The following is a 23,690-nucleotide window of genomic DNA, read 5'->3' as shown; positions in this document are numbered from 1 at the left end:
GTTTCATGGTGCTCACCGCCTTTCGGAGTCGATAGGAAGCCACCGCAGTGGACGCAGTGAGCGCGGTTTGATCGAGGCGTAGATGCGTACGTCGCGGTGGGTGTGGCGGGCCAGGTAGTTGCTTTCCACGGTGAGGTCGAAACCGAGGGCTTCCAGCAACGCCAGCACGTCGTTGACGAAGGTCGCTGACCCGCTCAGACGCAGGCTCACCACCGGGCGGGCCGGGATGTCTCGCATGCTGGTCATGCCGCGACCCCGTCTTCGTTGCCGTCGCCGAGGTCATCGGGGTTGAAACCGCTGTAATCCTCAGTGGGACCGGTGATTACCGGCGCCGGAGAGAACTGATCCACGATCGCGTCGGCGGCTTCGTCGTTGACCCAGAAGGCACGCACCCGCACGAATCCGGTGGTGCCGTCTTCGCCGACGTAGCCGACACCGGGGGTGTGTTCGTTGATCTCGTCGCAGCGCGCACCACGATCACGTGCACCCTGGCCGTGGACCATGGTGGTTTGGTTCGGCTCGTCCAGGCGCAGCCCGATCCGGGTCGGGAACAGCTGCCGGTTGGGCATCGTCTCTTTCGACGGGTCCTGCAGGGCCGCGATCACCGACACACCTGCCGCACGACCTTTGGACAGCAGTAGCCCGGTCTGCTGACGGAACTCCTCTTGCTGGGCGCGGTCGGCATAGGACGAGAGCGAGGCAGCCTCGTCGATGATGATCAGGATCAGCGGTTCATCGGTGGTAGGGACGAGCTTGCGCAGACCGGCACGACGCATCCGGACCAGCCGCTCATCCATCTCCGCGACGGCTTCTTTGAGCATCGCGAGAATGGAGTCGGTGTCGACAGCGAACCGGGTGAACAACCGATCCTCGCCGCGGCCGAACTCCGCACCGCCCTTCGGATCGGCCAGGCGGACATCCACCAGGCCCGCCAGGATCGCCACACCGAGACCAGCCAGGATCGACCAGATCACCGAGCCCTTCCCCGACCCTGTGGCACCGGCAAGAAGGATGTGGGAGTAGAGGACCTTCAGCCGCCAGGTGTCGTAGTCCTCGGTGATCCCGACCGGGACCGCCTCCAGGTCCACCGCGTTGGGGACCGTTCCCGGCGTCGTTGCCGGGGCGACGAGGGTGTCGAACACCCGCACCTGGAGACGGACCCAGGACGGTTCCGGTGACGACGCTGTCACCTTCGGCACCCCGAGATAAGTGGCGAACTGGTTCAAGGTCTCGTCGCCTGCCCAGTCCTTGAGCGACTGACCGCCGAGCATGAGCACGTCGACCTCGAGCCCGAAGCGCGAGTAGTCGTAGCGTTCGAGCTTGGGGAACCCGCCCTGCACCGAACCCAGATCCAGGGCGGCCAACATCAGATTGGTTTGCAGGGGATCGGCCAGAATAGAGACGGCGGTGCGCAATTCGAGCGGGGCATCCGCGGCGATGTCCTGCGCAGTCTTCGGGCGAGTACCCGCACCGAGGTGACGCAGCCACACCAACCCGCCCGTACCAAGGACGGCACCACCAGCGACCGTGAGTTCAGTCAGCGCCATCACACCAACCCCCGCAACGGCTCGAACGACAGCGACACCGAACGCTCAGCGAGCACGTTCGGCAGCACCTCGGCCAGCACGCGAGCATCATCGAGGCTCAGCCGGATTTCGGTACGGCCGACGAGGAACGACATCCGAGCCGCGGACTGGACCGGTTGAAACGGTGATGCCGCAACGTATTTCACGTTCCGCAGCTCACCCATGATCGGAGTGCTCATCACCGTTTCCCCTCCGGTTTCGGGGTGCCGGTGGGTGCGCACGTCCACAGCGTGAAACCGATCAACGGCGGCCCGTCGGGGCAGTTGGCGTCGCGGAATGATGGCTTCGGCACGTCTTCGCAGAACATCACGCAGCCGTCAGCGCGGACGGTGGTGTGATAGGCCACCGGGGCCGGTGAGCGGTCGGCGGTCAGCAGTACCGCTGTCGCCATGATCGTGACCGCAGGGACACCGAGTATGGCCACCAGGAACGACGGGTGGACAACGTGTTTGGTAGTCGTGGACATCACGCCACCTCGCTGTTCTCACGCGCCCGCAGGGTGATATCCACGTACGGAATCGGTGGCAAGCCAGCGCCATTGGCGATCAACGCATCCCGGTAGGCAGCCTCGAGGACAGCGATAACGCCGGGAAGGTCTTCCGGTCGCAGATACAACCCGCTCCACAAGCCCTGACACCCTGACCCGGTTCCACCGAGGGTGACCATGACCGCAGCGCGGCACTTGTCGTAGCGGGCACCAATCGCACCGTCACCCACGAGACGCACCCCGCCGCGTGCCATCTCCATCGACGTTCGATCCGACATGTTCCGGGTGACCCAGTAGTTCTCGCACTGGTGCATCAATTCCGACATCACGCCGCCGCCTTCACCAGATCGACGCGGTAAGCCGACGACGCCAGGTACTCGACCGCATCGGCAATCCCAGCGTCGAGTAGATCGCGCAGCAGCACCGCGTTTTCCTGGCTCAGGATCATGAACGCGCTACCGATACCGACGTGCAGGCGACCTTTGCTTTGCCGCACTGTGAACGATCCGAATGTGCTGTGGCACAACGCCACACCGTCATCCACACCGGAACTGTGAGTGGAATAGAACTTCTCAGACATCAGAGACTCCTTGTCAGGACACCGTGAGCGGCAGCGTCTGCTGCACTGGCCGCACGGGATGAATAGGACGCACCACCACGGGTGCGGGGGAGGGCGCTACCGGTGCCGGAGTAGCCACCGCAGCGCGTGCCGGGGTCAGCGCGGCCGACGTTGCGTAGTTCGCCGCCGTGCGGGCTGAAACGCCCAGTGCCCTACCGATTTCGGCGAATGACTCGCCAGCAGCGTGCATCGCTACCGCCCGAGCGATCAGGTTCGGATCACGACGCTTGACCGCCTTACGACGAGCCGGAGCCTTTACCGGTGCTGGTTCGCTTACCGTGACAGGCTCAGGGACCGAATCTTGTTGGGCAGCACGGAACAACACCGCCAGGCCGTGAGTGTCGACCAGTAGTGAGATTGGCGCGATGGCCGCGACCAGGGCTGAGGCCCACCAGGGCAGGATTCGGCCAGCGGCGACCGCGTGCAGTGAGTTGCCCGCGATCGACACCATGGCGCCGGTGCCGAGGACCCACAGGAACCAGCGTCGTTCGGGACTGGCCGCCAGCACCAAGGCGGAGATGGTTGCTTGGATGATGGTGCCGTCGACGATCACCGGGAACAGCCACGCCCACTGCCTCGGAGTGTTGGCAAGAATCGCCAGATCACGCAACGCAGCGAAGGACAGTACGAACGCGGCCGTCCCGATGATGACGATGATGACCACGGCGGACCAGCGCGCCCAAACCATCCCCGCCGACTGATCCGCCGTCCTCATCACGCCGCCTTAGAAGCCGCGGGCCGCGACGCACCCGGATCGTTCGGCGGCTGCTTGGCACCGGAGGTGTCACCCTTGATGCCCGTTGCGCGGTAGGTGTACCCGAGGTACTTGAACTCGCCCTGACCCATCACCTTCGGCTCAGCGGTCAGGCCCTCCACCTCGATGAACCAGATGTCGTCGGTGACCTGCTCACCGGCCGGGATCGGCTGATGACGCGAGACGAACGTGATCTCGAACGAGGCCCGCTTGCCCTTACCGTCACTGGCCTCATGCGGATCAGTGACCGTGGCCGTCCACAGCGGCAGACCCGTGCCCACGTCAGGGTTCTTCGGGTCGATATCGAACTTCTGCTCCGGCAGCGCGTTGCGGTCCGGGTTGTACTTGATCGCCGGACCGATCCCACCCATCAGCAACAAACGCTTAGGGAACGCAGCCGCCGACTCGATCGAGAACTTATGCCCCTTGCTGATCGCCATCGATGCTCCTTCGAATTCTATCGCCTCCCTAGGGTGATCTCCCTAGGGGTTACTTCAGCATGAACATCCCTGGGGAGGCTGTCAAGGGAGGTCTCACTAGGGTGGTTGCTACGCTGGTGCCAGGAGGTGCGTCCGGTGGCAGATGGTCAACCGCTCAGCAAGAAGATCGCAGCGGACCTGCGTCAATCAATCCTGTCCGGAGAGCGGGCACCAGGGACGCTGCTACCTTCTGAGCGGGAGTTGATCGAGCAGTACAACACCTCGAAAAGCACGGCCAACAAGGCAATCGCGTTGCTACGGTCCGAGGGTCTGCTCGATTCACAATTCGGGCGCGGGACATTTGTCCGCAAACGTCCGCCCATTCGGCGCGTGTCAGCTGCACGTCGTCATGCCGAGCATCGTTCATCGGGAAAACCGATCTTCGATACCATGGCCATTGACCAAGGCCAGGTGCCGTCACGGCGGATGCTTGAGATTGGGCGAACGCCGACTCCAGTCGATGCGGCACCCTGGCTACAGATTGCATCGGGCGAAGAGGTTGTAGTCCGTCGCCGCCTTCAACTTTTAGACGGCGAGCCTGCCGTGATCTCCACGAGCTATTACCCTTTGTGGGTTGCTGCTGGCACTCGACTCGAATCGCCGGAGGCGCTTCCCGAGGGACCCGACGAACTCATCGAGTCCCTTGGGCACCGGTTCGTGCGCGGCGTCGAGGTCTTCCAGGCGCGAATGCCGACGCCCGAAGAAGCTGAGCTACTTCGTCTTCCGATCGGTGTCCCCATCGTTCGCATGTGGGATGTCGACTACGACGAGGAAGGTCGAACATTGCAGGTCGCAAGTGATATCTATGCTGGCGATCGGCATGAATTTTCATACGAGTGGTCCGAAGGGGACATCAAGCGATGAGCATTAGCTGGCCGGTCGATTGGGCCAATCTCACGCAGGGGATCGGTTGCGAAATGTGCAACTCAAGCCGTCCCGACTCCGATAAATATGGTGTACGCATATTTTCCACAAATAACGTTGACGCCGTTCTCCAGCGGGCAGGTATCCAGCGAGGCTACACGTTGATTATCTGGCGCGGACGACACATCACGGAGCCCTACGAGTTGACCGACGCTGAATCGTCGGACTACTGGCGATCTGTAATGCATGTGGCCAAAGCGCTCATGAATTACTACCAGCCACTCAAAATGAATTATGAAACGCTCGGGAACTCCGTTCCGCATCTTCATACGCATCTAGTTCCGAGATACATTAAAGACCCCGCCCCCGGTCGCCCCTTCCCTCTATTGCCACAAGATGGCTCCGAGGCAAAAGTCCCTGACGATGAGCTCTGGGAACAAGCTCGTGCATTGCGGAAGGCACTGGGCGACACTGCCTAGCCCCCTCCGCAGCGACGACCGCCAGGCCGATTTGTCTACTCAGGCCGTTACGAATCAACTATCATCGAGTGGTCACGCAAGTGATGCTGGGTGGTGAGACGCCGGTTCCAGCCGACGCCTCACCTGGTGGGTTACCTAGCTCGCAGCCAGCGGACCAAGACGAGTGCTCCGGCGATTACGGCAACTCCCGCAAAGATGATGCCGTAGTCGACCGGAGCCTCTTGCTTTTTCCGGCGATGTTTCGCCAAACCCACCACCTCCTTCCTCGGCACGATGCGGCCTGGACCAGCTGCCGCACCGTCCCTTGAGGGGAGGTTTCACCACCCTAAGCACCGGAACCGTTGAAACGCAGCGAGTTCCGCAATCTCGCTAGATGTCCGTGGCGGACACTCCCGTGGCGGACATTCCCGACTTAGGTTCGCTCACTACCGAACGCGGATCGCGTCGCGGATCGCGTCAGCGGATCGCGTCGGTTGTTGCCGAATTCCGCCATTGAGGATCAAGAGCGGCGCTGCGCGCCGCCAGCGCGGCTACCGCCGCGCCGCGCCGCGCGACCGCCGGCCTCCGCAAGCTGCGGCAGGCGGGCGCGTCGGCACGTCGGTAACCGCGCTTGCGTTCACAACTGCCACTCCATGACACTCTTGGTCGCTTTGGGCATATCCGAGTAAGTGTGGGCACGACGTGAGCCGTCCCCGACCTACCTCCGCAGCCGAGCACGAATCGCCCGGCGCCGCACGGGGTGACTGGCTGTGGTCACCACCAAATGCCCGAAGCGACGAACCCGCCGAACGATATGGGGACCCCTCAAACACCCAGCGCCTCCGACCGCAATGGCCAGAGGCGCTGCCGTTCAGTTGGGGCTCTTCTCTACATACGCCTCGCAGTCGTATCCCTCGATGACGTTCGCGTTCTGATAGTTGACCCTCACCAACTCACACTTATACTTTCTGCCGCCGTTGACGCGGCGGATCCTCCCATTCTCCACGCTGCTGGTCTTCTCCGTGGGCGCACCACCCGACGCCTTACAGTCCTCAGCAACAAGGTCGAACACGCGAACCCGGCCGGTGTCACGCGCATTGACCTTCTTGCACGAATACGTCGGAGACGCCGCGCTGGCTACCGGAGCGGCCACCACCCATCCTCCGACTGCCACACCGAACACCGCAACGACAGCAGTCAGACGTGCACGAGCACAACCCACAACAGCTCCCAACCCTCGAGGCGGAACAGCCGATCCGCTCCACCCTATGGCGACCTATTCGGAACCACCGGCAACCTTGGATGGGACACACCGGACCGTCGGCACCCCGCGGTGAGGTGATCGGTCAGGGATTGCGTAGATCCCTGCCTCCTCATGGCCCAATTGTCTGACCTCACTCGGTCGTGTCAAGGGAAAGAGCGCCCTTGACACGACCTCCCTCCGCTCAGGGATGGCCAGTACGAGGAAGCAGGGGGAGGTGAAGTCACAGGACAAGCCGTGCCCCCCGCGTGCCCTAAGCCACGGTATTCGGCGGTCAACCAGGGTCAAGGACTGCACGATGCCCCTGCTGGGTATGGACATGAAGAATCCCCCCGACCTGGTGATATGTCGGGGGGATTTTGTGGCCAGGGCCGGGATCGAACCGGTGACCTTCCGCTTTTCAGGCGGACGCGGTCCCTCCGGTATGAGGCCCTAGGGAAGCGAGGTCCGCGTGACCCCACCACTACTTTCCCGCTACAAACGCCCCGCGATCCCGGCAAACAACGGCATACAGCCGCGTAGCGTCTTTCGAGAAACGCACTGGTAGTCGCGGGATTGTAAGAACGGCAGCGGACAGCCATAGACCGCCGAGAGAACCGGCAGGTTTCTGGTTCGAGTCCAGATGGGGGAGCCTGTACGGCCCCTGACCAGGAGTTACCCACTCCGGTCAGGGGCCGAACTCGTATCGGGGTGGCCGAAGGGGGAGTCACGTCGAATGCCGACGGAACCGAAGCCGGGCGTGGTGCGTCAAAGCTTTGACGGACTAGCGACGACAGGACTCTGATGGCAGACGACCTTACTGTGGAACCAGCCACGCTCGATGGCTTGTCCACGAAGTTGCGGCAACTCGGAACCGACAACGCGCAGTCGGAGGCATACCTGAAGGAGCATGTCGATCTGTCGCGAGATCAAGCCGGGGTGATTTTCGGCCGGGTTGCCGACACGATCCAGCAGCTGCGTGCGGACTTGGCGTCGAACTATGAGAAGTTGGGGCGGCTCACGACCCAGTCGGGTGACGAGGTGGCGAAAGCCGCGCAGATGTATCGCACCACCGATCACGCCACCGCGGCCGCGGTGGACCGGACGTATCCCGGCGGTCGGCGATGAGCGACGCGCCCGTGGATCAGCTGACGGAGCCGGAAGTCCAGGATCCAGTGTCTGATCCGGTCGAGCTATTTCTCAACAATAACGTGTATTCGCTGACGTATTGGGTCGATCAGTTCATCGTTCAGGTTATCGGCAAAGACCCGCTGGCCTGGGCGACAACCGAGTTCGCGGGGGACTGGGCGCAGATCCAAAAAGCTGGCGCGGCAATAAGGAACCTCTCAAAATACAACGACAGTTATGCTCGTACAGTCCATTCCGCAGTCAAGGAAGTGGATTCGTGGCATGGAAATGCCGCCGATTCAGCCCGATCGTATTTCGATGATTTCCGAGATGCGATCAACAATCAGATCGCCCCGCTGAAGAACATCGCGCAGGACATTGATACCTTCGCCCTATCCGCATACTATGCGGCGCAAGGGATTTCGTTTCTGATCCAGTCGATCATCGACACCGCGGTCATCGCGCTTATCGAGGAGGCGGCTGCCGCAGCAGCCGCGACCACCGGGGTCGGTGCCATCGCGTCGGCCGGATTGGAAGCAGCGGTCGTCTACGACATGGTGAAGATGGTCGGTCTGTGGAACCAGGCGCTGACCAAGTACGCGACCTTTGCTACGGCCGGTGAGACCGCTGTCGCCGCGATCCTCGACGGTGTGGCGACAGTGCGTTCGAAGGAGATCCCGCAGTTGCCCGGCACCGGTTACGACCACCCCGGAGCATGAGATGAACACACCCGAACCGATTTTCGACGTTGCCCGCGGCGATGTCGCCGTGTCGCGCCGGCTATCCGACGCGCTGCGTACCCTCGCCGCAAACACCTCCGATCCGGCCGTGAAGGAACAGATTCGCGGCGTCCTCGCCGGGAAGCTCGGCGTACGTGACTTCGCGCGTACCGAGGCGTTCAGTCGAACACTCGACCGCGTAATGCCTACTGCATTGCAACGTTTCGCTGCCATGTCGGACGAGGATCGGGCTCGCCTGGCCGAGCAGGGCCGGGCGGAACTGGAACGATATCGCGAACAGGCCGCGGCAGCGGCGCCCGCGCCACCTTCGACGTCGATCGATGATCAACCGAAATTTCAGCAGGAGCCGAGTCCTGGGTCGGGACATGTCGTTGCAGGCACGCGTAAGCCCGACCGCGACCGGGTCGTTGCGCCCGACGACCCGGACGAGGACGATCTGTATTTCCGGGAACGCCGACAGCGTGGATGGATGGTGTGAAGCAAGACGTACCCGTAGCGGTTCGAACCAGCACCGGCTCGATGACCGCGCTGGAGTTTCAGGCGAGGGCCGGTCGAAGTGCCGTGCCGGGCTACCTGACGCTGGAACTGAGTCGACCGCTGCCCGATGTATGCGGTCGACACGGGCAGCCTGCGGTCGAGCGACGGCCAGGAGTGGTTCGTTTCCACGAGGGAACACACGGTCGAGTGCAAAGTACCTGGGCGACAAACTTTTTCTGGGGCCTCCTGCATTATCGGCGCACGCCGGATGGCAACACCGAACTCCACGGTGATTGGCCGGTATGCAAATACTGTGTCTGGCAGTCCCGAGTGCTTCGCCTGATCGGCTACGTTTTTGCATTGTCCGGCATAGTTGCCATAGTCGTGTTGTGGATGGCCGCCCAGGCGGGAGCTGTCGACGAAATATCGATGCTGGCGGTTCTACTATTCTTTCCCGGTTGGCTTCCAGGGGGTCTTGTCGTGGCCGTCAGTGCATTTGGTCGAGCGACCCGGTACGTACGTATTCGGCCGATCGTGGACAGCACGATGGTGTTGATCCGCGCGCACCCGAACTTCGCTGCGGCTGTTGCGGCCCAGAGCAACGTCCGCTAAAGCGCACAGGTGTCACGCCACGTCCATGGCACGCGGATTGCGTCGGAGCCGAACTCGTCTCCAGACACCGAGTCGGAAAATGCCATCAGCGTTCGATGTGACTGTTATCGCGTACTCGCGGCCGGTCGGGGACGTTGCCGTGAACAGATGAACACCCGGAAGCTATGTGTGTGGGTCATGATCAGACCGCAAGCTGTCCATGGCTGCGGTGATCATGGCGCGTGCACCCTGCCCATGAATGGCTTGATCCTTGAGTCGGTGAAATGCCTTGTCGTACAATGCAATCTCACTAGGCTGGGTGATCGTCAGCTCAGCCGAGGTCGTCTCGACCTGCACCATACGAGTGTCGAACATGATGAAGTTGTTCATCACAGGGGTGCGGTAGTCGCTGCTCGTCGGCACGATGCCCAGCACCACACGCGGCAGTGACATCGCTGTGAGCAAGCGATCCATCTGTTCCAGCATCGTGGCCGCGGTGCCTACGCGGGAGTGCAGGACCTGTTCGCCGATGAGGAAGAAGAAGCGGTGATTGCCCCGGTACAGGACTTGCTGACGTTCGAGGCGCGCGGCTAGCCCGGGTTCGAGGTCGGTGGGTGGGTCGTCGTAGAAGTCGAGGACCATAGCGAGCAGCGCTTCAGCGTAGGGCGGTGTCTGCAATAGTCCGGGGACCACGACGGGCTCGTACCACCGCATGAGGCTGGTTTGCGCCTCCGTGACAATGGATTGTTTCTGCCTGTGCGGCAAGCGCATTCGCTTCTGCTCGAGATACGAAGTCTCGACATTGCGCAGGTTGGCGATGAGGTCGGGTACTTGATCGGCGCTGCGGGTGTGGATACACCAGAGGCGCACGTCGTCATCGGTCGGCGTCTGTTTGCCGTACTCGATTTTCGAAACCTTGGAACTGTGCCAACCGGCAAGCTCAGCGAGTTGCCTACCGGTCAGCCCGGCATCCCTACGGAGGTTGCGCAGGCGCTCACCGAACGCCTCACGCGCCTCTGTCACAGTAGTAGTCACGCCTTGATGTAATCAGCGTGGGGTACTGCCTTGTCCCACACTCGATTCCACACCGCCCGGAGGTGATCAACGATCACCGGGTCTTGCGTGAACGCACCGCCCACGAACTGGCCTGACGGCTCGAAGACGGTGAACGCCACGAGGTTGTCATCGAACAGCCAGAAGTCATCCGTCGTCAGCTCGGATGAGTCGATCAGGTGTCGAGCCAGATAGCGGATTTCTTCGCCCGCAGCGATGTTCTGTTCGGCGACGACAAGGCCCCACCTGCTGTAGTCAGTGTGTGGCTCGGTGATAACGCGGGCACGTCGCATCTGCTTGCCGCTGGAAGTGATCGCGTGCACCTCGTCGGCCCAGTCCTTGAACCACTCGTAATCGTCGGGCTCGCCGGTCAAAAACTGCTGGAACGGTTCGGACTCTTCCGGTGTCTCATAGGTGTCGAGTACTTCGAGGTGGTATGCGGTGCGCTCGAACGTGTGGAAGAACTCGTCGAACGCCTCACCTTGTAAGAGCTGCATCGCCCCTGATCTCCTGTCCAACGGGAACCTCGAAGCAGGTTTCGTGGTCCGGTATATCCATCTGCGACAACGCTTCCGGGTCGGTCACTACGTCGCCGGACAGCAAGAACGTTCCGTGACCTGTGTCCTGAAGCAACACACCCAGGCACGTCCCCGGTTCGAGGTACGCGAGCAGCGGGTGTGGGATCTCCAGTACGTCGCTGCGTCCCCGAACCCGCCAGCCTTGAACGATGTACGTGCCCCGATCAGTCAGGAACAGGGACGGGCAACCGTTCTTGTTTGTGTTGTTTCCGAGGAACCATAACTTCATGGGTTCTGTCCTTCGTGAGGAGTTGCGCGTATTTTCTTACGCACGTTAATCGTCAGTGACCAGGAGCAATCAGTCAATGAAAACCGCCTCTGCTCGCAAACTGTAGCAAACCTGTTCAGATTTCGGCACTCAGTTTCTTAGGTTCGATTGCAACGGGTCGGGTGGGCTGTCCTTGTCGTTCACTCGACCCGGAACCAATCGTTCGACGAAAGGTTCTGGCGTGCAAGACGATCAGTGCCACGTACGCATTCGATTCGGGCCTCATGTGCTCGACTACTGCGCAGCGAGGCAAGCAGCGATTCTGTACGCGAAGGACGTGGGGGAATGGCTCGGCGTTCCCGTCCTGATAGACGATGAAGTCCGCGACGATATGCCGCACTTGCCCTGTGAATCGCTATGGACGTGACCGTCTTCAGTATCGCCGTAGTCGGGGCATTCGTACTTGGATTCATGCTGGTCCGCTACCGCTCCGCACCCCGCCTAGCGGCTAGTGGTTCTGCCAGCCGCCGACCGTGGTGCCGCCCTGCCGAGGCGGCGCTCCCACGGGCGCGCTCAGTTCGAGTGCGTCGCGTACGAGGGCTGCGAGCGGGTCTGCGGAAGACCCAGCTCGACACTGCGGCCGACAAACCCTGATGCCACTGCCGCTCCTATGTGGGCTGAATCTACGTAGATGGGATTTATGTAGATCGGACCTACATCATTGAGGTCGTGTGCGGGTCGGATCGGTGTGGGATTGCGCCAGAAAATCTGCACGCCACATTGGAACGCCACAGCAGCTGATCAAGGTTCGGCGTTGTACAGCCGAATTTCGGGTGCTGAAATATACCCTTGCCGGGTGACTGTCTATGCCTCCGGCAGTGGGTGGGATATGTCGGTAGAGAATCGCCCGACCGCGTCCCCAGATCATCTGGGGACGTTTATTCGTCGGGTGCGGGCGGAGATGCCGGAGTCGTTGTGGCGGGTGATCGAGCCGTGGTCGCAGCTGCCTCGTCGGTGGGTGCCCGAGGCGTACGGGATCGATGTGCCACCGGTGGGGGAGGCGCTTTGTGAGGTGCATGCACCGATTCGTTGGCACGAGGCCATCGAGGAGGTGGCCGTGGCTAGTCTGTTGCATCCTTCGCCGACGACGGGGCAGCTGCGCGTTATCTGGGAGCGGCTGGAGGCCGCTGGGCTGCGGCCGGCCGCCTGTGTGCACCTCGGGTTGTGGAATCCGGGTTGGTTGCGGGACGGGCGGGCGCCCGCGGCGGGCACGTGGGCAGTCGATGTGGTCGGGGTCAGTGCGATCGGGTTCATCGAACCCGAGCATGCGCAGGAGCTGGCCGGGCTGATCGACGGTCGGGTCGACACGATCGCCAGGTGTCCGGAATGGGCGTATTGGCGGACCTGCTGATCGAGGCTTGCTCGGCACCGGATCGTTTGCAGATCCGTTGCCACACTTGGCAAATCCCGTTATGATTACGGCGCTGCGGTCGGTGAGCGACTCCCGAGCCTGGAGCAAGAGTGCTGTCGGGGGTAGCTGCTCGGGTGCCTTTCGGTTCGAACGGGAGTCCGGTTATGGAAATCAGTCAGGCGGAGTTGGATGGCGCGCGCCCGTACTCGCCGACGATGCTTCGCGTCTACGATCTTTACGTGCTGGGTTTCAACAACCGGTTCGTGTGGCGTTGTCCCACAAAGCATCTAAGGCGGCTGTACGACGGCAACATCTCCGGCGATCACCTCGACATCGGCCCCGGAACCGGTTGGCAGTTGAGCCATGCCAAGTACCCCGTCGCAGATCCGAAGGTCACCCTGGTCGACCTGAATCAGCATCCGATGGAGATGACCGCCCATCGGCTTCGCAAGCGCGGCATCGAACCCGCCAGCCATGTCGGCAGTGTGCTGCATCCGTTGCCAGTCGATCGCCAATACGACTCCGTCGCAGCGAGTTTGCTCATGCACTGTGTGCCGGGCAACTGGGACAGCAAAGGCATCGCTTTCCGGCACATCGCCGATGCGACCACCGATGATGGGGTTTTCTTCGGCGTAACCGCCTTGTCGCACGGTGTCCCGAGCACGGCGCTCAGTCGTGCCACCTCCAGAAACTTCCAACGCCGCAACGGGTTCCATAACCAAGATGACGATCTCACCGGCCTGGTCGACGCGTTGGAGCGGGCGTTCGCCGCGGTCGAGGTGAACACCATCGGCTCGTTCGCGCTGTGGACCGCCCGCCGGCCGCGCCGCACGGACCAGCCGGGCACCACCGACGGCTAGCCGGCCTTGCTGGTCGCGGGCACGAGCAGAATCGCCAACGGAACCTCAGCGGCTGACCGAGCGCTCGGCACCGCGAACGTGGCGACATTGAACCGGGACCCCTCGATCGAAATCGTCTGCTCCACAACGGTTTCGTGCGACGCCGCCGGGGCGATCCGTTTCATGTCGATCTGCTCGAGCACCCGCCGGAGCAACTGTTCGTCGCTGTCGAAAGCCGGGGCCAGTTCGCCCGTGGTGCTCACGATGAACCCGGAGCGGGCGTCCACCATCAGCAGCGTCGAGTTGGTGTAGCGGACAAGGGTGCTCATGCGGGTGTCCATCTCACGATGACGCAGTTGCGCGGTGAGTCCGTACACGGTGCGATCACGATCGCCGGACGCGCCCAAAGCCGTTGTGGAGGACCAGAAATGCACCCACTGCCCGGGATCGTCGGGGCGACGTACCGACCAGGAAGCCTCGGTGAGCCTGCCCTCTTTGCCGTTCTGGGCGCCGTAGTACAACGCCAAGAACTCGCCCGCGTCGTCGGGGATCATGTGCCGCAGCAGGTGCCGGATCGCCCGTTCCTCCCCGACCTTACGGCCGTCGCCGATGATGCTGAGGTTGTCACCGGCGCTACGCGTGGCCACCTTCTGCAAATCGAGAATCCACGAGTTGTAGACCGGACGAGGCGTCGTGGGCGGGGCCGCTATCCAGACGACCAGCCCGACTGCCTGGCCGTCGGGAGCCTCGATCCAGTGCGTATGGCATTCGATGCCGCCGTCTGCTCGCACATGGTCCACCTGCGGACCGGCCATGATGTCCTTGATGACACCGGTGAACAGCGCTTCACCCTGACGGTCGAACCCCAGCTGCGATGCGACGCGGCGTAACGGCCGGGCCACCCGATGTCCGTCCGAGGAATGGATGACGATCTGCTCGTGCAGGAGGGTGGCGATGACGTCGACGCTGAACCAACGTCTAGGCAGCTGCATACCGAGGCAGCGTAGTCATTTCGAGCCGAACTAAGAACAGCTACTGCGGAGTCCGGCACGAAACGTCAGCTTATGACAGTCGCCGCCGATGGCCGGTGATGTTAGAGTATTGGGCGCACCGGCTGGTGAGTGACTCCCACGCCCGGAAGCAGACATCCTCTTACGTTGGGGATAGCTTTCGGTCGCGTCTGATGGGAGGGGCCTCATTAGCAATGGGAGTGCAGCATCATCTACGACACGCGGCATTGTCTGGGGAGACAACTGTGCGCGGGGCGATGACATCGCTGGAACGTTGCCCGTACTGGTGCGAGCGTCCGGACGGCCATGGCTGGGAAGACGGCGCGGCATTCGGTGAACTGATGAGGGTTCACCGACACACCTTCCCCATTCCCGGCACCGATCACGGCAGCTTCATGGTGCTTGTTACCGAGTGCCTCGGCCGTGCCGGTATCGAGCGCGAACCGATGAGCTATGTCGTCGATACCGGAATCGGCAGCGACGGCGAACTCGACCCTGCCGGTGCCCTTGGCCTCGCCCAGGTGCTGGCTGCGGCGCTCGCCCTCGAAACCCACAACTGGGCAGGTAGATCCACAGCTTGCCTGGCCGATTGGACAAGTACGACAAGTACTTCGGATATCGATGAATGAGGTTCACCAGAGAGTGCCGGGATGTACGGGCTACGCCTGATCCTTGGCTCGACAGAGGGGATCGAGCCAAGGATCAGGGCGGCCTGGTCGACAACCGGCAGGTGTTCGGCACCAGGCACCGCAACGATTCGGCTGTTATTTCCGTTTTGGGGGAGAACATGACTATCAGTGCATTTCCGGCAACCATGAATGTGCGGCTAGGCGATCGGATCAGTCTGCTCGACATCATTGCCGCCTATGGTCCCGATGCGGTGGTGGCGCGGATCGCGGCACTGCGCGCCAATGGATGTCGGTCCGCCGCACGGGCAATGGAGCGCGAACTGAACAAATTCGATCTGCTGCAACAGAAGCCTTGATTGATTTGCGGCCGAACGTTAGTCGAGCGGCGGGCGCACTGCGCGGGAGACGACGATGACGGACCTGGGCATCCTGCTCGCATTGCGTCGCGAAACTCCGGAGCCCGAATATTGGTGTCGCCGGGTCGCCGCCGAGCAACCCCGCGCCATGTGCACCCTCGGCATCCTGCATGCTGAGCGCGGTGAGATACCGGAGGCGGAGAACTGGTTCCGCCGGGCCGCGAACGCCGACGACTCCTGGGCGATGAACATCCTCGCCCTCTTCCTCGCCGAGCGTGGCGCCACGCGGAGCGCCGAATACTGGTTCCGTCAAGCCGCCGCCACCGGCCACCCGGACGCGATGATCAATCTGAATATCATGCGGGCCGGGCGATTCGAGGAACGCGACGCCGAATTCTGGTATCGCCAGCTCGCCTACGCCGGCCACCTCGAGGCAATGACCACCGTGGCCACCATGCACGCCGAGCGCGGCGAGACAGACGAGGCCGAATCCTGGTTCCGCTGGGCGGCCTGCGGCAACCACCCGCGCGCGATGGACTGCCTGAGCGGGCTGCTTGCCGACCGCGGTCAGCGCGACGAGGCCGACTACTGGCGTGGACGGGCCGAATGTAGCTAGCGGCTCACTGTCCCTTCGGTGGCAGCGTCTGGATCAGTTTGCGCAGCAGGGGGATCAGGGTTTGTTGCTCGTCGGTGGTCAGGCCGGAGAGTAGCCGCGTCTCGTTGCGCAAGTGGTGTTCGAACGCCTTGTCGATGACGTCGCGGCCGCTCAAAAACATTCAGCTGCGTTTGGTGATGGTTACCGTAATATTGTATGTGCTCGGCTATTTCGGGGCGTACACCTTCATTCGCCCGTTCCTGGAAGATAATTCGTCCATCACGCCCGCCTACATCACCGGATTGTTGATCATTTATGGTGCAGGCGGTGCGGCCGGAAACTTCATCGCCGGATATACGGTCACCAAAAATCTGCGAGCCAGCTTCATCGTCGCCTGTGCGGGACTCGTGGCTTCCTTGCTGTTGCTGCTCACCATCGGTCACGGACCGGTCGGGCTGATCATCTCGCTGGCCCTCTGGGGAGTGTCCTTCGGCGCGATGAACCTGTGCCAGATCAACATGACGCTCGCCGCCGCGCCGGACACCTTCGAAGCCGCCATGTCGCTGAATACCTTGGGCTACAACACATCTATCGCCCTCGGCGCACTCTTCGGTGGACTGTTCGCGGATCACCTGGGTGTCCGAAGTGTGTTCTGGTTCGGTGTGGCGCTGACCGCGGCGTCGCTGCTCCGCACGCTCAGCACTCGCCGGAAGGCCGCCGATCCGGTGCCGGACGAGGCACTGGTCGCCGCTGGCTGAGCCGATCCTGTTGGCAGCGTGCGGCCCCTGACTCTTTCGGTCGGGGGCCGCACTCGATCGAGCGGCGCTTGCCCCGGCTGCCATGGCGCTGCGTGGTCGTCCCACCGCGCTGAGGCGGGCGGTCGGACGGTTCGCATTGGTGATATTCGCGACGATCCACGCTTGCGTAGGTACCTAGACCTCTAGGAACCGTTGAAACGCAACAGCTCCCATTGGTGACCCCGACGTGATCGCATTCGTCGCCGTACCCTCGAACGCAGTTACTGCAGACGAAGGGATCGACGCGATGGCCGAAGCGGCTTACCTCACCATCGCGGACGACTACGCACGACGGATTCGCAACGGGACGCTCTCCGGCGATGCTCAGCTACCCAGCCATGCCGAGCTGGCCGAGCGGCACGGCGTATCGCGTTCGGTGATCCGGCAGGCAATCCAATTGCTGGCCAATCAGCAACTTGTGCGGACCGTCCCGCGGCGCGGCACCTTCGTCGTCGGTCAGTCGCCGGCCCGTCAGCCCGACCCCGTCCAGTTGGACGACGACGTCGACGAGATCCGCTCCGTCGCGCACCCCATCCGACGCGCCCAACTCGCAGGCAACCTCATCACCCACTACCAACTCCGTATCGCCGAACTCTCCGGCATCCGCCAGACCGCGATCGAAGACGCCCACGACCACGGCATGAGCATCGCCGACATCGGCGAACGACTCGGCCTGACCAACGGACACATCGGCTAGTTCTCTGACGACAGGCCGCGAGGTCCGAGATGGCGCGGGTCCCCTTCGACGTCGACGACTACGCGCGCCGAGTGCAGTCGCGACCCTGCCGCCGGGCGTCCCGTATCGCGAGCAACAGTTCCACTCACTGATGGCGGAGCGCGGGTGCTGCCGCGGACGCGCGAGCAGGCGGTCGAACCGGTCGCGCGACTGCGGGTCGCGGTGTCCGATATGTCGTGACTCCACTCGATGCGCCGGTGGGTGATCGGCGGTCGTATCCCGGACTCGTAGCGGTCGCTTGGTTGGGCTCGGAAGTGATCCGAATGAGTCCGAAAAAATGATAGCTGAAAGATCGCTGCCGAAGATTCAATGTGGGCGATTCAGCGCATTGAGCCTAAAAGTCAATAGGGTAGAGCGTAAGTATCTCGTAAGAATTATCCGCCGCGGATTACTATGGGCGACGCCTCTACCTGCGAGGATGGCGGATTTGCCGGGTTTGTTGATTGACCCCCTTGCGCCGCTTGCCAAACCTGAGTGCATGAGCAAATACATCAGCTGCGCAGCATTAGCTGCCGTATGGATTTCAGTCGTTGTCGGTTCGGGACTGGTCGCAAGTCCGGCCATCGCGGACCCGCCGCCCGCCGGGTGCACCTCCGACTACGCGGTGCCCAACCAACTCACCATCACCTGTGAACCGGGAGCCGGCGTCGGCCAGCACGCGTACATCCGGTGCCGCGATATCGGCGGCATCCTGCACACCCGAATCGGGACCACCGTAGGCGAGAACGGCGGGTGGTCACGGGCAGTGTGCGCGACCGGCGAAAGCGGACCGGTCTGACCCGCGAGCTCCTCCCACGAGCTCCGTGCGAGCTCAGTCCACCCAGTCGAGATCCGGCTGTATTCGCTGCCTCAGCGACCGATCGAAAGGTTCATCCCATGTCTGCAGCCAACGAACGTCACCGCACCACCAAGCGCGCCGCGAAGCACCGCAAGGAAACAAAGCGCAATCGCCGTGGCCTCTACGCGGCGGCCGCGTTCGCATCGCTGGCCACCGTCATGGTGTCGACCCCCGAGGCGTCGGCCCAAGCACCCGCGTTTCCGGCCCTGCCGACCAACCCGGGCGAGCTCATCCCCGGCTTGAACTCGGCGGTACCCGGTCTCGGTGACACGGTCAGCGGAGCGGTCACAGAATTCGGCGCATCGGTGCCGGATATCAGCGCGGCCGTGCCGGAGCTCGGCAACATCACCTCGAACCTCGGCCCGGAGGGGCAGAACATGGTCGACCAGGCACTGAACGTGCTGGACGACCTCACCGCGGGCACCCCGGCCGAGAACGCCGGCGACATGATCCGCAACGTCACCTCTCCGGCCCCGCCGACCGCGGTGCACCCCGGAGCGGTCGGCACGGTACCCGGCACCACCACCACGGCAGCCCCGCTCGGCTTCGTGCCGTCGCAGGTCACCGAGCTCGCCGCCGTCGCAGAACAGGTCGTCAGCACCGGTGTCGACCTGGAGCAGCTGGCCGGATGGGCCGACAAGACCTTCCCGAGTGGGCCGCTGCGTCAGCCCGTCGAGGACCTGCTCGCCTTCGTCAACCAGGCGATCGAGCAGGCAGGCACCCGCCGCGATCCGGTGGGCGCCCCCCTCGAGAACCTGATCGACCAGGCCCGCACCCTCTTCGACTTCCCGAAGGACGGGCCGGACCCGACTCAGGCACTGCGCGACATCCTCACCCCGATGCTCGGGCAGACCGTCGGTGACGGAGATCCGTTGCAGGGCTTGGCCGAAGGGATTCGCCAGTTCCTCGCCGACCCGGCCAGCACGCTCAGCGAGGCGTGGGCTCCGATACTGACCGAGATCCGCAGCATGGTGCAGGAGAGCGGGTTGATCGACACCCGCCACAACGCGGCGCTGCCGTTCATGGAACTGCCTGTGCTCGCCGCGTTGGTAGTCGTGGGCATCGTCGTCGGTGCCGTGGCCATCGGCGCCCTCGCGGTGGTCGCACTGATCGCCGCGCCTTTGATCATCGGCGCGCTGTTGATCGGTGGCGCGCTGTTGATCGGTGGCGTCGTGCTCGGCGCGGTCGCGGTGGCCGCACTCGTCGCCGTTGTGGCGGTCGCAGTCGCTGCGGTGGTCGTGACGGTCGCGGTCGCCCTCGGCCTGGCCGGAACGATCGTCGTCGGCGTGCTCGGTCTCGCCGCTGTGGTCTCGACACTGGTGATCGGCTTCGCCGCCCTGGTGGTCGTGCTTGTGCTCGGCTGGACCGGACCGATCGCGGGGATCATCCTCGCGGCTCTCGGTCTCGCCGAAGCGATCATCATCGGTGCACTGGCCTTCTCGACTGCCGTTGCGCTCGCGGTGTTCGCGGTTGCGGAAGCGATCAGCCTGGCCGCGATCGGCTTTGCCGCATTCGCCACGCTGGCCACGGTGATCTTGGCCGCGCTGATCACGGTCGGCGCGATCGGCCTCGGTGCCGCAGTCACTCTCGGTGTGCTGGCCTTCGCCGCTCTGGTCGTGTTCGTCTTCGCGGGCTGGACCGGTTTGCCCGCCATGATCGTGATCGCCGCCATCGCGGTCGTCGCGGCCATCGTTATTGCCGCAGCCGTCTTCTCGACTGTGGTGGTGCTCGCCAGCCTCGCGGTCGGTGAGGCCGTCATCCTGGCCGCGCTGGCCTTCGCCGCGTTCGTCGTCACCGTGGTCCTCGGCGCACCGGTGTTGGCCGGTCTCGCCGCACTGGCTGCGATCGCTCTGCCGGTGCTGCTCACGCTCGCTGCCGTGATCCCCGCGGTGGTCATCGCCGGACTGATCGCGGTAGCGGTACTTGCCGCGCTGGCGGCACCGATCGTGCTCGGTGCGCTCGCGCTCCTGGCACTGACGTTGCCCGCGCCGATTGTGCTCGGCGCCTTGGCAATCGGCATCGCCCTGCTGACCGCCCTTGCCCTCGTGGTCGCGCCCGCACTGCTCGCCCTCGGTGCTGTCACACTGGGCGCGCTGCTGACCGCCGGTGCTGCCGCACTGACGGCGCTGGCGGTGGCCTCGCTGATCGTGATCGCCTCGATCGCATTGGGTCTGGCGGGAACGATCACTCTCGGCGCGCTCGGCCTCGCCGCTTTGGTGGCGACCCTGGTGATCGGCTTCGCCGCACTGGTGGTCGTGCTGGTCCTCGGCTGGACCGGACCGATCGCAGGCATCATCCTCGCGGCCCTCGGCCTCGTCGAAGCGATCGTCCTCGGTGCGCTGGCACTTGCCGCGGTGATCGCGCTGACCGCCTACGCCATCGCGGGAGCGATCGCGACGACGGCACTTGGCCTAGCCGCGCTGGCCGTGCTCGCAACGGCGACCTTGGCCGCACTGGTCACGGTCGGCGCGATCGGCCTCGGCGCGGCAGTCACCCTCGGTGCGCTGGCCCTCGCCGCCCTGATCGTGTTCGTCTTCGCGGGCTGGACGGGCTTGCCCGCCATGATCACGATCGCCGCCATCGCGGTGGTCGCGGCCATCGTCGCCCTCAGCGCGGGCGTCGCCACCGCGATCATCCTGGCCGCGCTCGCCGCGGGCACGGTGGTCACCCTGGCCGCGCTGGCCTTCGCCGCGTTCGTCGTCGGCGTGGTGTTCGGCGCGCCCGGGCTGGCCGCGCTGGCCGCACTGGTCACCGGCGCGGTGATCGCCGCGCTCACCGCACCGATCGTGCTCGGGGCCCTGGCCCTGGCCGCGCTGCTGCCGGTGCTGCTCACCCTGGGTGCGATCGCCCTCGCCATCCCCGCCCTGGCCATCACCGCACTGGTTGTGGCGACGGTCATCGCGGCGATCGTCCTCGCACCGATCGTGCTCGGCGCCCTCGCGCTGACCGCGCTCGCCGCACTCACCTTGCCCATCCTGATCGGGCTCGGCGCGTTGGCAATCGGCGCAGCCATCCTGACCGCCCTGGCCCTGGCGACCGCACCGATCGTGCTCGGTGCGCTGCTGATCGCCGGAGCGGTTGCGCTGGCCACACTGGCACTGCCGGTACTGATCGCTCTCGGAGCCATCGCTCTCGCTACGGCCGCCACCATCGGCGCGCTGCTGACCGCGGGCGCGGTACTGGCCATCCTGGCACCGATCGTGCTGGGCGCCTTGGCTCTTGCCGCATTGGCTCCGCTGGCCGCTCTCGCGACTTTGGCCGCGATCACGGCGCTGGTGGTGCTTCCGCTGCTCGTGGCGGGGGCTCTGGCCCTGGCTGCGGTGCCCGCATTGCTGGCGGTGCTGGCTCTGACGGTGCCGATTGTGTTGGGCGCTTTGGCTCTTGCCGCACTGGCTCCGCTGGCCGCTCTCGCGACTTTGGCCGCGATCACGGCGCTGGTGGTGCTTCCGCTGCTCGTGGCGGGAGCTATCGCTCTGGCCACAGTGCCCGCACTGCTGGCCGCGCTGGCTCTGACGGTGCCGATTGTGTTGGGCGCCTTGGCCCTTGCGGCGCTGGCTCCGCTGGTCGCGTTGGCACTGCCCGCTTTGATCGCCCTCGGCGCGCTTGCGCTGGCGACGATCACGGCGCTGGCGCTGCTTCCGCTGCTTGCGCTCGGTGCACTGGCTCCGGCCGCAGTACTCGCCGCTCTGGCACCGATCGTGCTGGGGACGTTGGCCCTTGTCGCACTGGCTCCGCTGGCCGCTCTCGCGACACTGGCCGCGATCACGGCGCTGGTGGTGCTTCCGCTGCTCGTGGCCGGGGCTCTGGCCCTGGCGGCAGTGCCCGCGCTGCTGGCGGTGCTCGCTCTGGTGACGCCGATTGTGCTGGGCGCCTTGGCTCTCGGTGCACTGGCTCCGCTTGCCCTGGCTGCGGTGCTCGCGGCTGTGGCACCGATCGTGTTGGGTGCCTTGGCTCTTGCGGCCCTGGCTCCGCTGGCGGCTCTCGCGGCTCTGGCCGCGATCACGGCGCTGGCGGTGCTTCCGCTGGTCGCTCTCGGGGCGCTTGCCCTGGCCGCGGTTCCTGCGGTGCTCGCCGCGCTGGCACCGATTGTGCTGGGTGCCTTGGCTCTTGCGGCACTGGCTCCGCTGGCCGCGCTGGTTCCTCCGGTGCTGCTCGTGCTCGGTGCGCTCGCGGCTGTTGCCGTGATCACCGCGCTGGCGCTGCTGCCGCTGATCGTGTCCGGGGCGCTGGCCCTGGCGGCGGTTCCCGCATTGCTGGCGGCGCTGGCACCGATCGTGCTCGGCGCGTTGGTGCTTGGTGCTTTGGCTCCGCTGGCGCTGCTCGCGCTCGCTGCGGTGCCTGCGATCCTGGCTCCGCTCGCGGCGCTGGTTCCGCTGGCACTGGCGGTGCCCGCACTGCTGGCCGTCCTGGCTCCGGTTGTGCTGGGGGCCTTGGTCCTCGGTGCGCTGGCTCCGCTGGCCGCACTGGCGCTGCCCGCGCTGGTGCTCGGTGCCATCGCGGTGGCGCTGCTGCCCGTGGTGCTGCCGGTGCTGGTCGCCCTGGCGCCGATCGTGCTGGGCGCCTTGCTGCTCGGTCCGCTGGCTCCGTTGGCTCCGCTTGCCTTGCTGGCGCTGCCGATCCTGCTCGGTGGGCTGGTGGCACTGGCTACCCTCCCGCTGCTGGCCGGAGTTCCCGCAGCGCTGGCGGCGCTGCTGACCGTCGCACTGCTCGGCCTGCTGCTCGCGGTCGCGGTGCCGGTGGGTATCGGTATCGCGCTCGGCCTGACGGCGCTGGCCGCCAGTACGGTTCCGCTGCTGCTGGCCGCCCTGCTGGCCAGTGTGCTGGTGCCGAGTGTGCTGGTGGTCGTGCTGCCACTGCTGCTGATCGCGGTGTTGGTCGCGGTCATCGTGGTGGTCCCGGCGGCCGCTCTGTCGAGCCCGGATGTGAAGTCCTACATCATTTCCGCGATCCGCGCCTGGCGCGATCAGAACACCTCGCGTGGTCACTCCGACAGCGGGATGACGCCGACCGGAACCCAGTTCCTCGACGACATCCAGGACACCGCGAGCCTCGAGGAGCTCATCGCCTCGCTGCAGAAGTCGCTCGCGCCGCGGGCGCGCGCTGAAGTTGCCCCCGCCCACGCCGAGATCCCGTTGGTCGGGAACGACGTTGCGGACGGACGCATCTCGAATCAGGAGGGCCGTCGCCTTGTCGAAGTTTCGCTCTGAACCAGAAGTC

29 protein-coding genes are annotated in these 23,690 nt (G+C 64.4%); 15 read left to right on the top strand and 14 right to left on the bottom strand.

Features of this window, described 5'->3' with window-relative positions; all coding sequences use genetic code 11:
- Nucleotides 1-12: 12 nt before the first annotated feature.
- Genes ACIBK2_RS14785 through ACIBK2_RS14750 form a run of 8 tightly spaced genes read right to left on the bottom strand, consistent with a single transcriptional unit; the run spans nt 13 to nt 3,886 of the window.
- Nucleotides 13-246 (bottom strand): hypothetical protein, encoded by a 234-nt coding sequence (locus ACIBK2_RS14785; RefSeq protein ID WP_396967393.1) that lies wholly within the window; start codon nt 244-246, stop codon nt 13-15.
- Nucleotides 243-1,547 (bottom strand): FtsK/SpoIIIE domain-containing protein, encoded by a 1,305-nt coding sequence (locus ACIBK2_RS14780; protein WP_396967391.1) that lies wholly within the window; start codon nt 1,545-1,547, stop codon nt 243-245. Before ACIBK2_RS14780 ends, ACIBK2_RS14785 begins: the two co-directional genes overlap by 4 nt.
- Nucleotides 1,547-1,765, bottom strand: coding sequence for a hypothetical protein (locus ACIBK2_RS14775; protein WP_396967389.1), 219 nt, complete (start codon nt 1,763-1,765; stop codon nt 1,547-1,549). The genes ACIBK2_RS14780 and ACIBK2_RS14775 overlap by 1 nt, the downstream gene beginning before the upstream one ends.
- Nucleotides 1,765-2,052, bottom strand: coding sequence for a hypothetical protein (locus ACIBK2_RS14770; protein WP_396967387.1), 288 nt, complete (start codon nt 2,050-2,052; stop codon nt 1,765-1,767). The genes ACIBK2_RS14775 and ACIBK2_RS14770 overlap by 1 nt, the downstream gene beginning before the upstream one ends.
- Nucleotides 2,052-2,399 carry a hypothetical protein gene (locus ACIBK2_RS14765; RefSeq protein ID WP_396967385.1) on the bottom strand — a complete coding sequence of 116 codons (348 nt, stop codon included), beginning with the start codon at nt 2,397-2,399 and terminating at the stop codon, nt 2,052-2,054. Before ACIBK2_RS14765 ends, ACIBK2_RS14770 begins: the two co-directional genes overlap by 1 nt.
- On the bottom strand, nt 2,399-2,653 hold the full coding sequence (locus tag ACIBK2_RS14760; protein ID WP_396967383.1) for a hypothetical protein: 255 nt from the start codon (nt 2,651-2,653) through the stop codon (nt 2,399-2,401). Before ACIBK2_RS14760 ends, ACIBK2_RS14765 begins: the two co-directional genes overlap by 1 nt.
- Nucleotides 2,654-2,666: 13 nt before the next feature.
- A complete protein-coding gene (locus ACIBK2_RS14755) occupies nt 2,667-3,407 on the bottom strand; it encodes a DUF2637 domain-containing protein (protein WP_396967381.1) in 741 nt (246 codons plus the stop codon).
- Nucleotides 3,407-3,886, bottom strand: coding sequence for a hypothetical protein (locus ACIBK2_RS14750; RefSeq protein ID WP_396967379.1), 480 nt, complete (start codon nt 3,884-3,886; stop codon nt 3,407-3,409). Before ACIBK2_RS14750 ends, ACIBK2_RS14755 begins: the two co-directional genes overlap by 1 nt.
- Nucleotides 3,887-4,021: 135 nt before the next feature.
- Here ACIBK2_RS14750 and ACIBK2_RS14745 point away from each other — a divergent pair, with 135 nt between their 5' ends.
- Nucleotides 4,022-4,789 carry a GntR family transcriptional regulator gene (locus ACIBK2_RS14745; protein ID WP_396967377.1) on the top strand — a complete coding sequence of 256 codons (768 nt, stop codon included), beginning with the start codon at nt 4,022-4,024 and terminating at the stop codon, nt 4,787-4,789.
- Nucleotides 4,786-5,268 (top strand): HIT family protein, encoded by a 483-nt coding sequence (locus tag ACIBK2_RS14740; RefSeq protein ID WP_396967375.1) that lies wholly within the window; start codon nt 4,786-4,788, stop codon nt 5,266-5,268. The genes ACIBK2_RS14745 and ACIBK2_RS14740 overlap by 4 nt, the downstream gene beginning before the upstream one ends.
- An 850-nt stretch (nt 5,269-6,118) precedes the next feature.
- On the opposite strand, the gene ACIBK2_RS14735 is transcribed toward ACIBK2_RS14740, so the two are convergent.
- Nucleotides 6,119-6,400, bottom strand: coding sequence for a hypothetical protein (locus tag ACIBK2_RS14735; protein WP_396967373.1), 282 nt, complete (start codon nt 6,398-6,400; stop codon nt 6,119-6,121).
- Nucleotides 6,401-7,291: 891 nt separating this feature from the next.
- Between ACIBK2_RS14735 and ACIBK2_RS14730 the strand changes: the two genes are divergently transcribed.
- From ACIBK2_RS14730 to ACIBK2_RS14715, 4 genes are read left to right on the top strand one after another with little or no spacing between them, the layout of a single operon-like run.
- On the top strand, nt 7,292-7,615 hold the full coding sequence (locus tag ACIBK2_RS14730) for a type VII secretion target (protein WP_396967371.1): 324 nt from the start codon (nt 7,292-7,294) through the stop codon (nt 7,613-7,615).
- Nucleotides 7,612-8,334, top strand: a complete 723-nt coding sequence (locus tag ACIBK2_RS14725) for a hypothetical protein (RefSeq protein WP_396967369.1) — start codon at nt 7,612-7,614, stop codon at nt 8,332-8,334. The genes ACIBK2_RS14730 and ACIBK2_RS14725 overlap by 4 nt, the downstream gene beginning before the upstream one ends.
- A 1-nt stretch (nt 8,335) precedes the next feature.
- On the top strand, nt 8,336-8,833 hold the full coding sequence (locus tag ACIBK2_RS14720; RefSeq protein WP_396967367.1) for a hypothetical protein: 498 nt from the start codon (nt 8,336-8,338) through the stop codon (nt 8,831-8,833).
- Between the two features lie 41 nt (nt 8,834-8,874).
- Nucleotides 8,875-9,444 (top strand): hypothetical protein, encoded by a 570-nt coding sequence (locus ACIBK2_RS14715; protein WP_396967365.1) that lies wholly within the window; start codon nt 8,875-8,877, stop codon nt 9,442-9,444.
- A gap of 162 nt (nt 9,445-9,606) precedes the next feature.
- Here the strand turns inward: ACIBK2_RS14715 and ACIBK2_RS14710 are convergent, their stop codons facing one another.
- The 3 genes from ACIBK2_RS14710 to ACIBK2_RS14700 are packed head-to-tail and all read right to left on the bottom strand — an operon-like array spanning nt 9,607 to nt 11,283.
- Entirely contained in the window at nt 9,607-10,446 is an 840-nt protein-coding gene (locus tag ACIBK2_RS14710; protein WP_396967361.1) for a helix-turn-helix domain-containing protein, read from the bottom strand.
- Nucleotides 10,447-10,454: 8 nt separating this feature from the next.
- Entirely contained in the window at nt 10,455-10,973 is a 519-nt protein-coding gene (locus tag ACIBK2_RS14705) for a DUF6879 family protein (protein ID WP_396967359.1), read from the bottom strand.
- Nucleotides 10,954-11,283, bottom strand: a complete 330-nt coding sequence (locus tag ACIBK2_RS14700; RefSeq protein WP_396967357.1) for a hypothetical protein — start codon at nt 11,281-11,283, stop codon at nt 10,954-10,956. The genes ACIBK2_RS14705 and ACIBK2_RS14700 overlap by 20 nt, the downstream gene beginning before the upstream one ends.
- A gap of 835 nt (nt 11,284-12,118) precedes the next feature.
- Here ACIBK2_RS14700 and ACIBK2_RS14695 point away from each other — a divergent pair.
- The gene (locus ACIBK2_RS14695) at nt 12,119-12,673 is read left to right on the top strand and encodes a hypothetical protein (RefSeq protein ID WP_396967355.1); all 555 of its coding nucleotides are present in this window, start codon (nt 12,119-12,121) and stop codon (nt 12,671-12,673) included.
- 164 nt (nt 12,674-12,837) lie between these two features.
- On the top strand, nt 12,838-13,533 hold the full coding sequence (locus ACIBK2_RS14690; RefSeq protein WP_396967353.1) for a class I SAM-dependent methyltransferase: 696 nt from the start codon (nt 12,838-12,840) through the stop codon (nt 13,531-13,533).
- Here ACIBK2_RS14690 and ACIBK2_RS14685 read toward each other — a convergent pair.
- Complete coding sequence (locus ACIBK2_RS14685) at nt 13,530-14,504, bottom strand: hypothetical protein (RefSeq protein ID WP_396967351.1); 975 nt, start codon at nt 14,502-14,504, stop codon at nt 13,530-13,532. The two genes, ACIBK2_RS14690 and ACIBK2_RS14685, sit on opposite strands and share 4 nt — an antisense overlap.
- A gap of 263 nt (nt 14,505-14,767) precedes the next feature.
- On the opposite strand from ACIBK2_RS14685, the gene ACIBK2_RS14680 reads away from it, so the two are divergent.
- Genes ACIBK2_RS14680 through ACIBK2_RS14670 form a run of 3 tightly spaced genes read left to right on the top strand, consistent with a single transcriptional unit; the run spans nt 14,768 to nt 16,123 of the window.
- Entirely contained in the window at nt 14,768-15,151 is a 384-nt protein-coding gene (locus tag ACIBK2_RS14680; protein ID WP_396967349.1) for a hypothetical protein, read from the top strand.
- Nucleotides 15,148-15,507 carry a hypothetical protein gene (locus ACIBK2_RS14675; protein WP_396967347.1) on the top strand — a complete coding sequence of 120 codons (360 nt, stop codon included), beginning with the start codon at nt 15,148-15,150 and terminating at the stop codon, nt 15,505-15,507. The genes ACIBK2_RS14680 and ACIBK2_RS14675 overlap by 4 nt, the downstream gene beginning before the upstream one ends.
- Nucleotides 15,508-15,562: 55 nt before the next feature.
- Nucleotides 15,563-16,123: a tetratricopeptide repeat protein gene (locus ACIBK2_RS14670; RefSeq protein WP_396967345.1), complete on the top strand. Its 561-nt coding sequence runs from the start codon at nt 15,563-15,565 to the stop codon at nt 16,121-16,123.
- 4 nt (nt 16,124-16,127) lie between these two features.
- On the opposite strand, the gene ACIBK2_RS14665 is transcribed toward ACIBK2_RS14670, so the two are convergent.
- The gene (locus ACIBK2_RS14665; protein WP_396967343.1) at nt 16,128-16,283 is read right to left on the bottom strand and encodes a hypothetical protein; all 156 of its coding nucleotides are present in this window, start codon (nt 16,281-16,283) and stop codon (nt 16,128-16,130) included.
- A 16-nt stretch (nt 16,284-16,299) separates the two neighbouring features.
- Between ACIBK2_RS14665 and ACIBK2_RS14660 the strand changes: the two genes are divergently transcribed.
- The 4 genes from ACIBK2_RS14660 to ACIBK2_RS14645 all read left to right on the top strand — a co-directional run bounded on the left by ACIBK2_RS14660 (nt 16,300) and on the right by ACIBK2_RS14645 (nt 23,680).
- Nucleotides 16,300-16,860: an MFS transporter gene (locus ACIBK2_RS14660; RefSeq protein ID WP_396967341.1), complete on the top strand. Its 561-nt coding sequence runs from the start codon at nt 16,300-16,302 to the stop codon at nt 16,858-16,860.
- 286 nt (nt 16,861-17,146) lie between these two features.
- A complete protein-coding gene (locus ACIBK2_RS14655) occupies nt 17,147-17,596 on the top strand; it encodes a winged helix-turn-helix domain-containing protein (protein ID WP_396967339.1) in 450 nt (149 codons plus the stop codon).
- A gap of 517 nt (nt 17,597-18,113) precedes the next feature.
- Nucleotides 18,114-18,413, top strand: a complete 300-nt coding sequence (locus tag ACIBK2_RS14650; protein WP_396967337.1) for a hypothetical protein — start codon at nt 18,114-18,116, stop codon at nt 18,411-18,413.
- 98 nt (nt 18,414-18,511) lie between these two features.
- Nucleotides 18,512-23,680, top strand: coding sequence for a hypothetical protein (locus tag ACIBK2_RS14645; protein WP_396967335.1), 5,169 nt, complete (start codon nt 18,512-18,514; stop codon nt 23,678-23,680).
- Nucleotides 23,681-23,690: the final 10 nt, after the last annotated feature.

Origin of the sequence: Nocardia sp. NPDC050175 (assembly GCF_044459885.1) — a bacterium.
Classification (GTDB): Bacteria; Actinomycetota; Actinomycetes; order Mycobacteriales; family Mycobacteriaceae; genus Nocardia.
The sequence above is the reverse complement of the archived record's forward strand: the minus strand, read 5'-3'. Positions and strand labels throughout refer to the sequence as shown.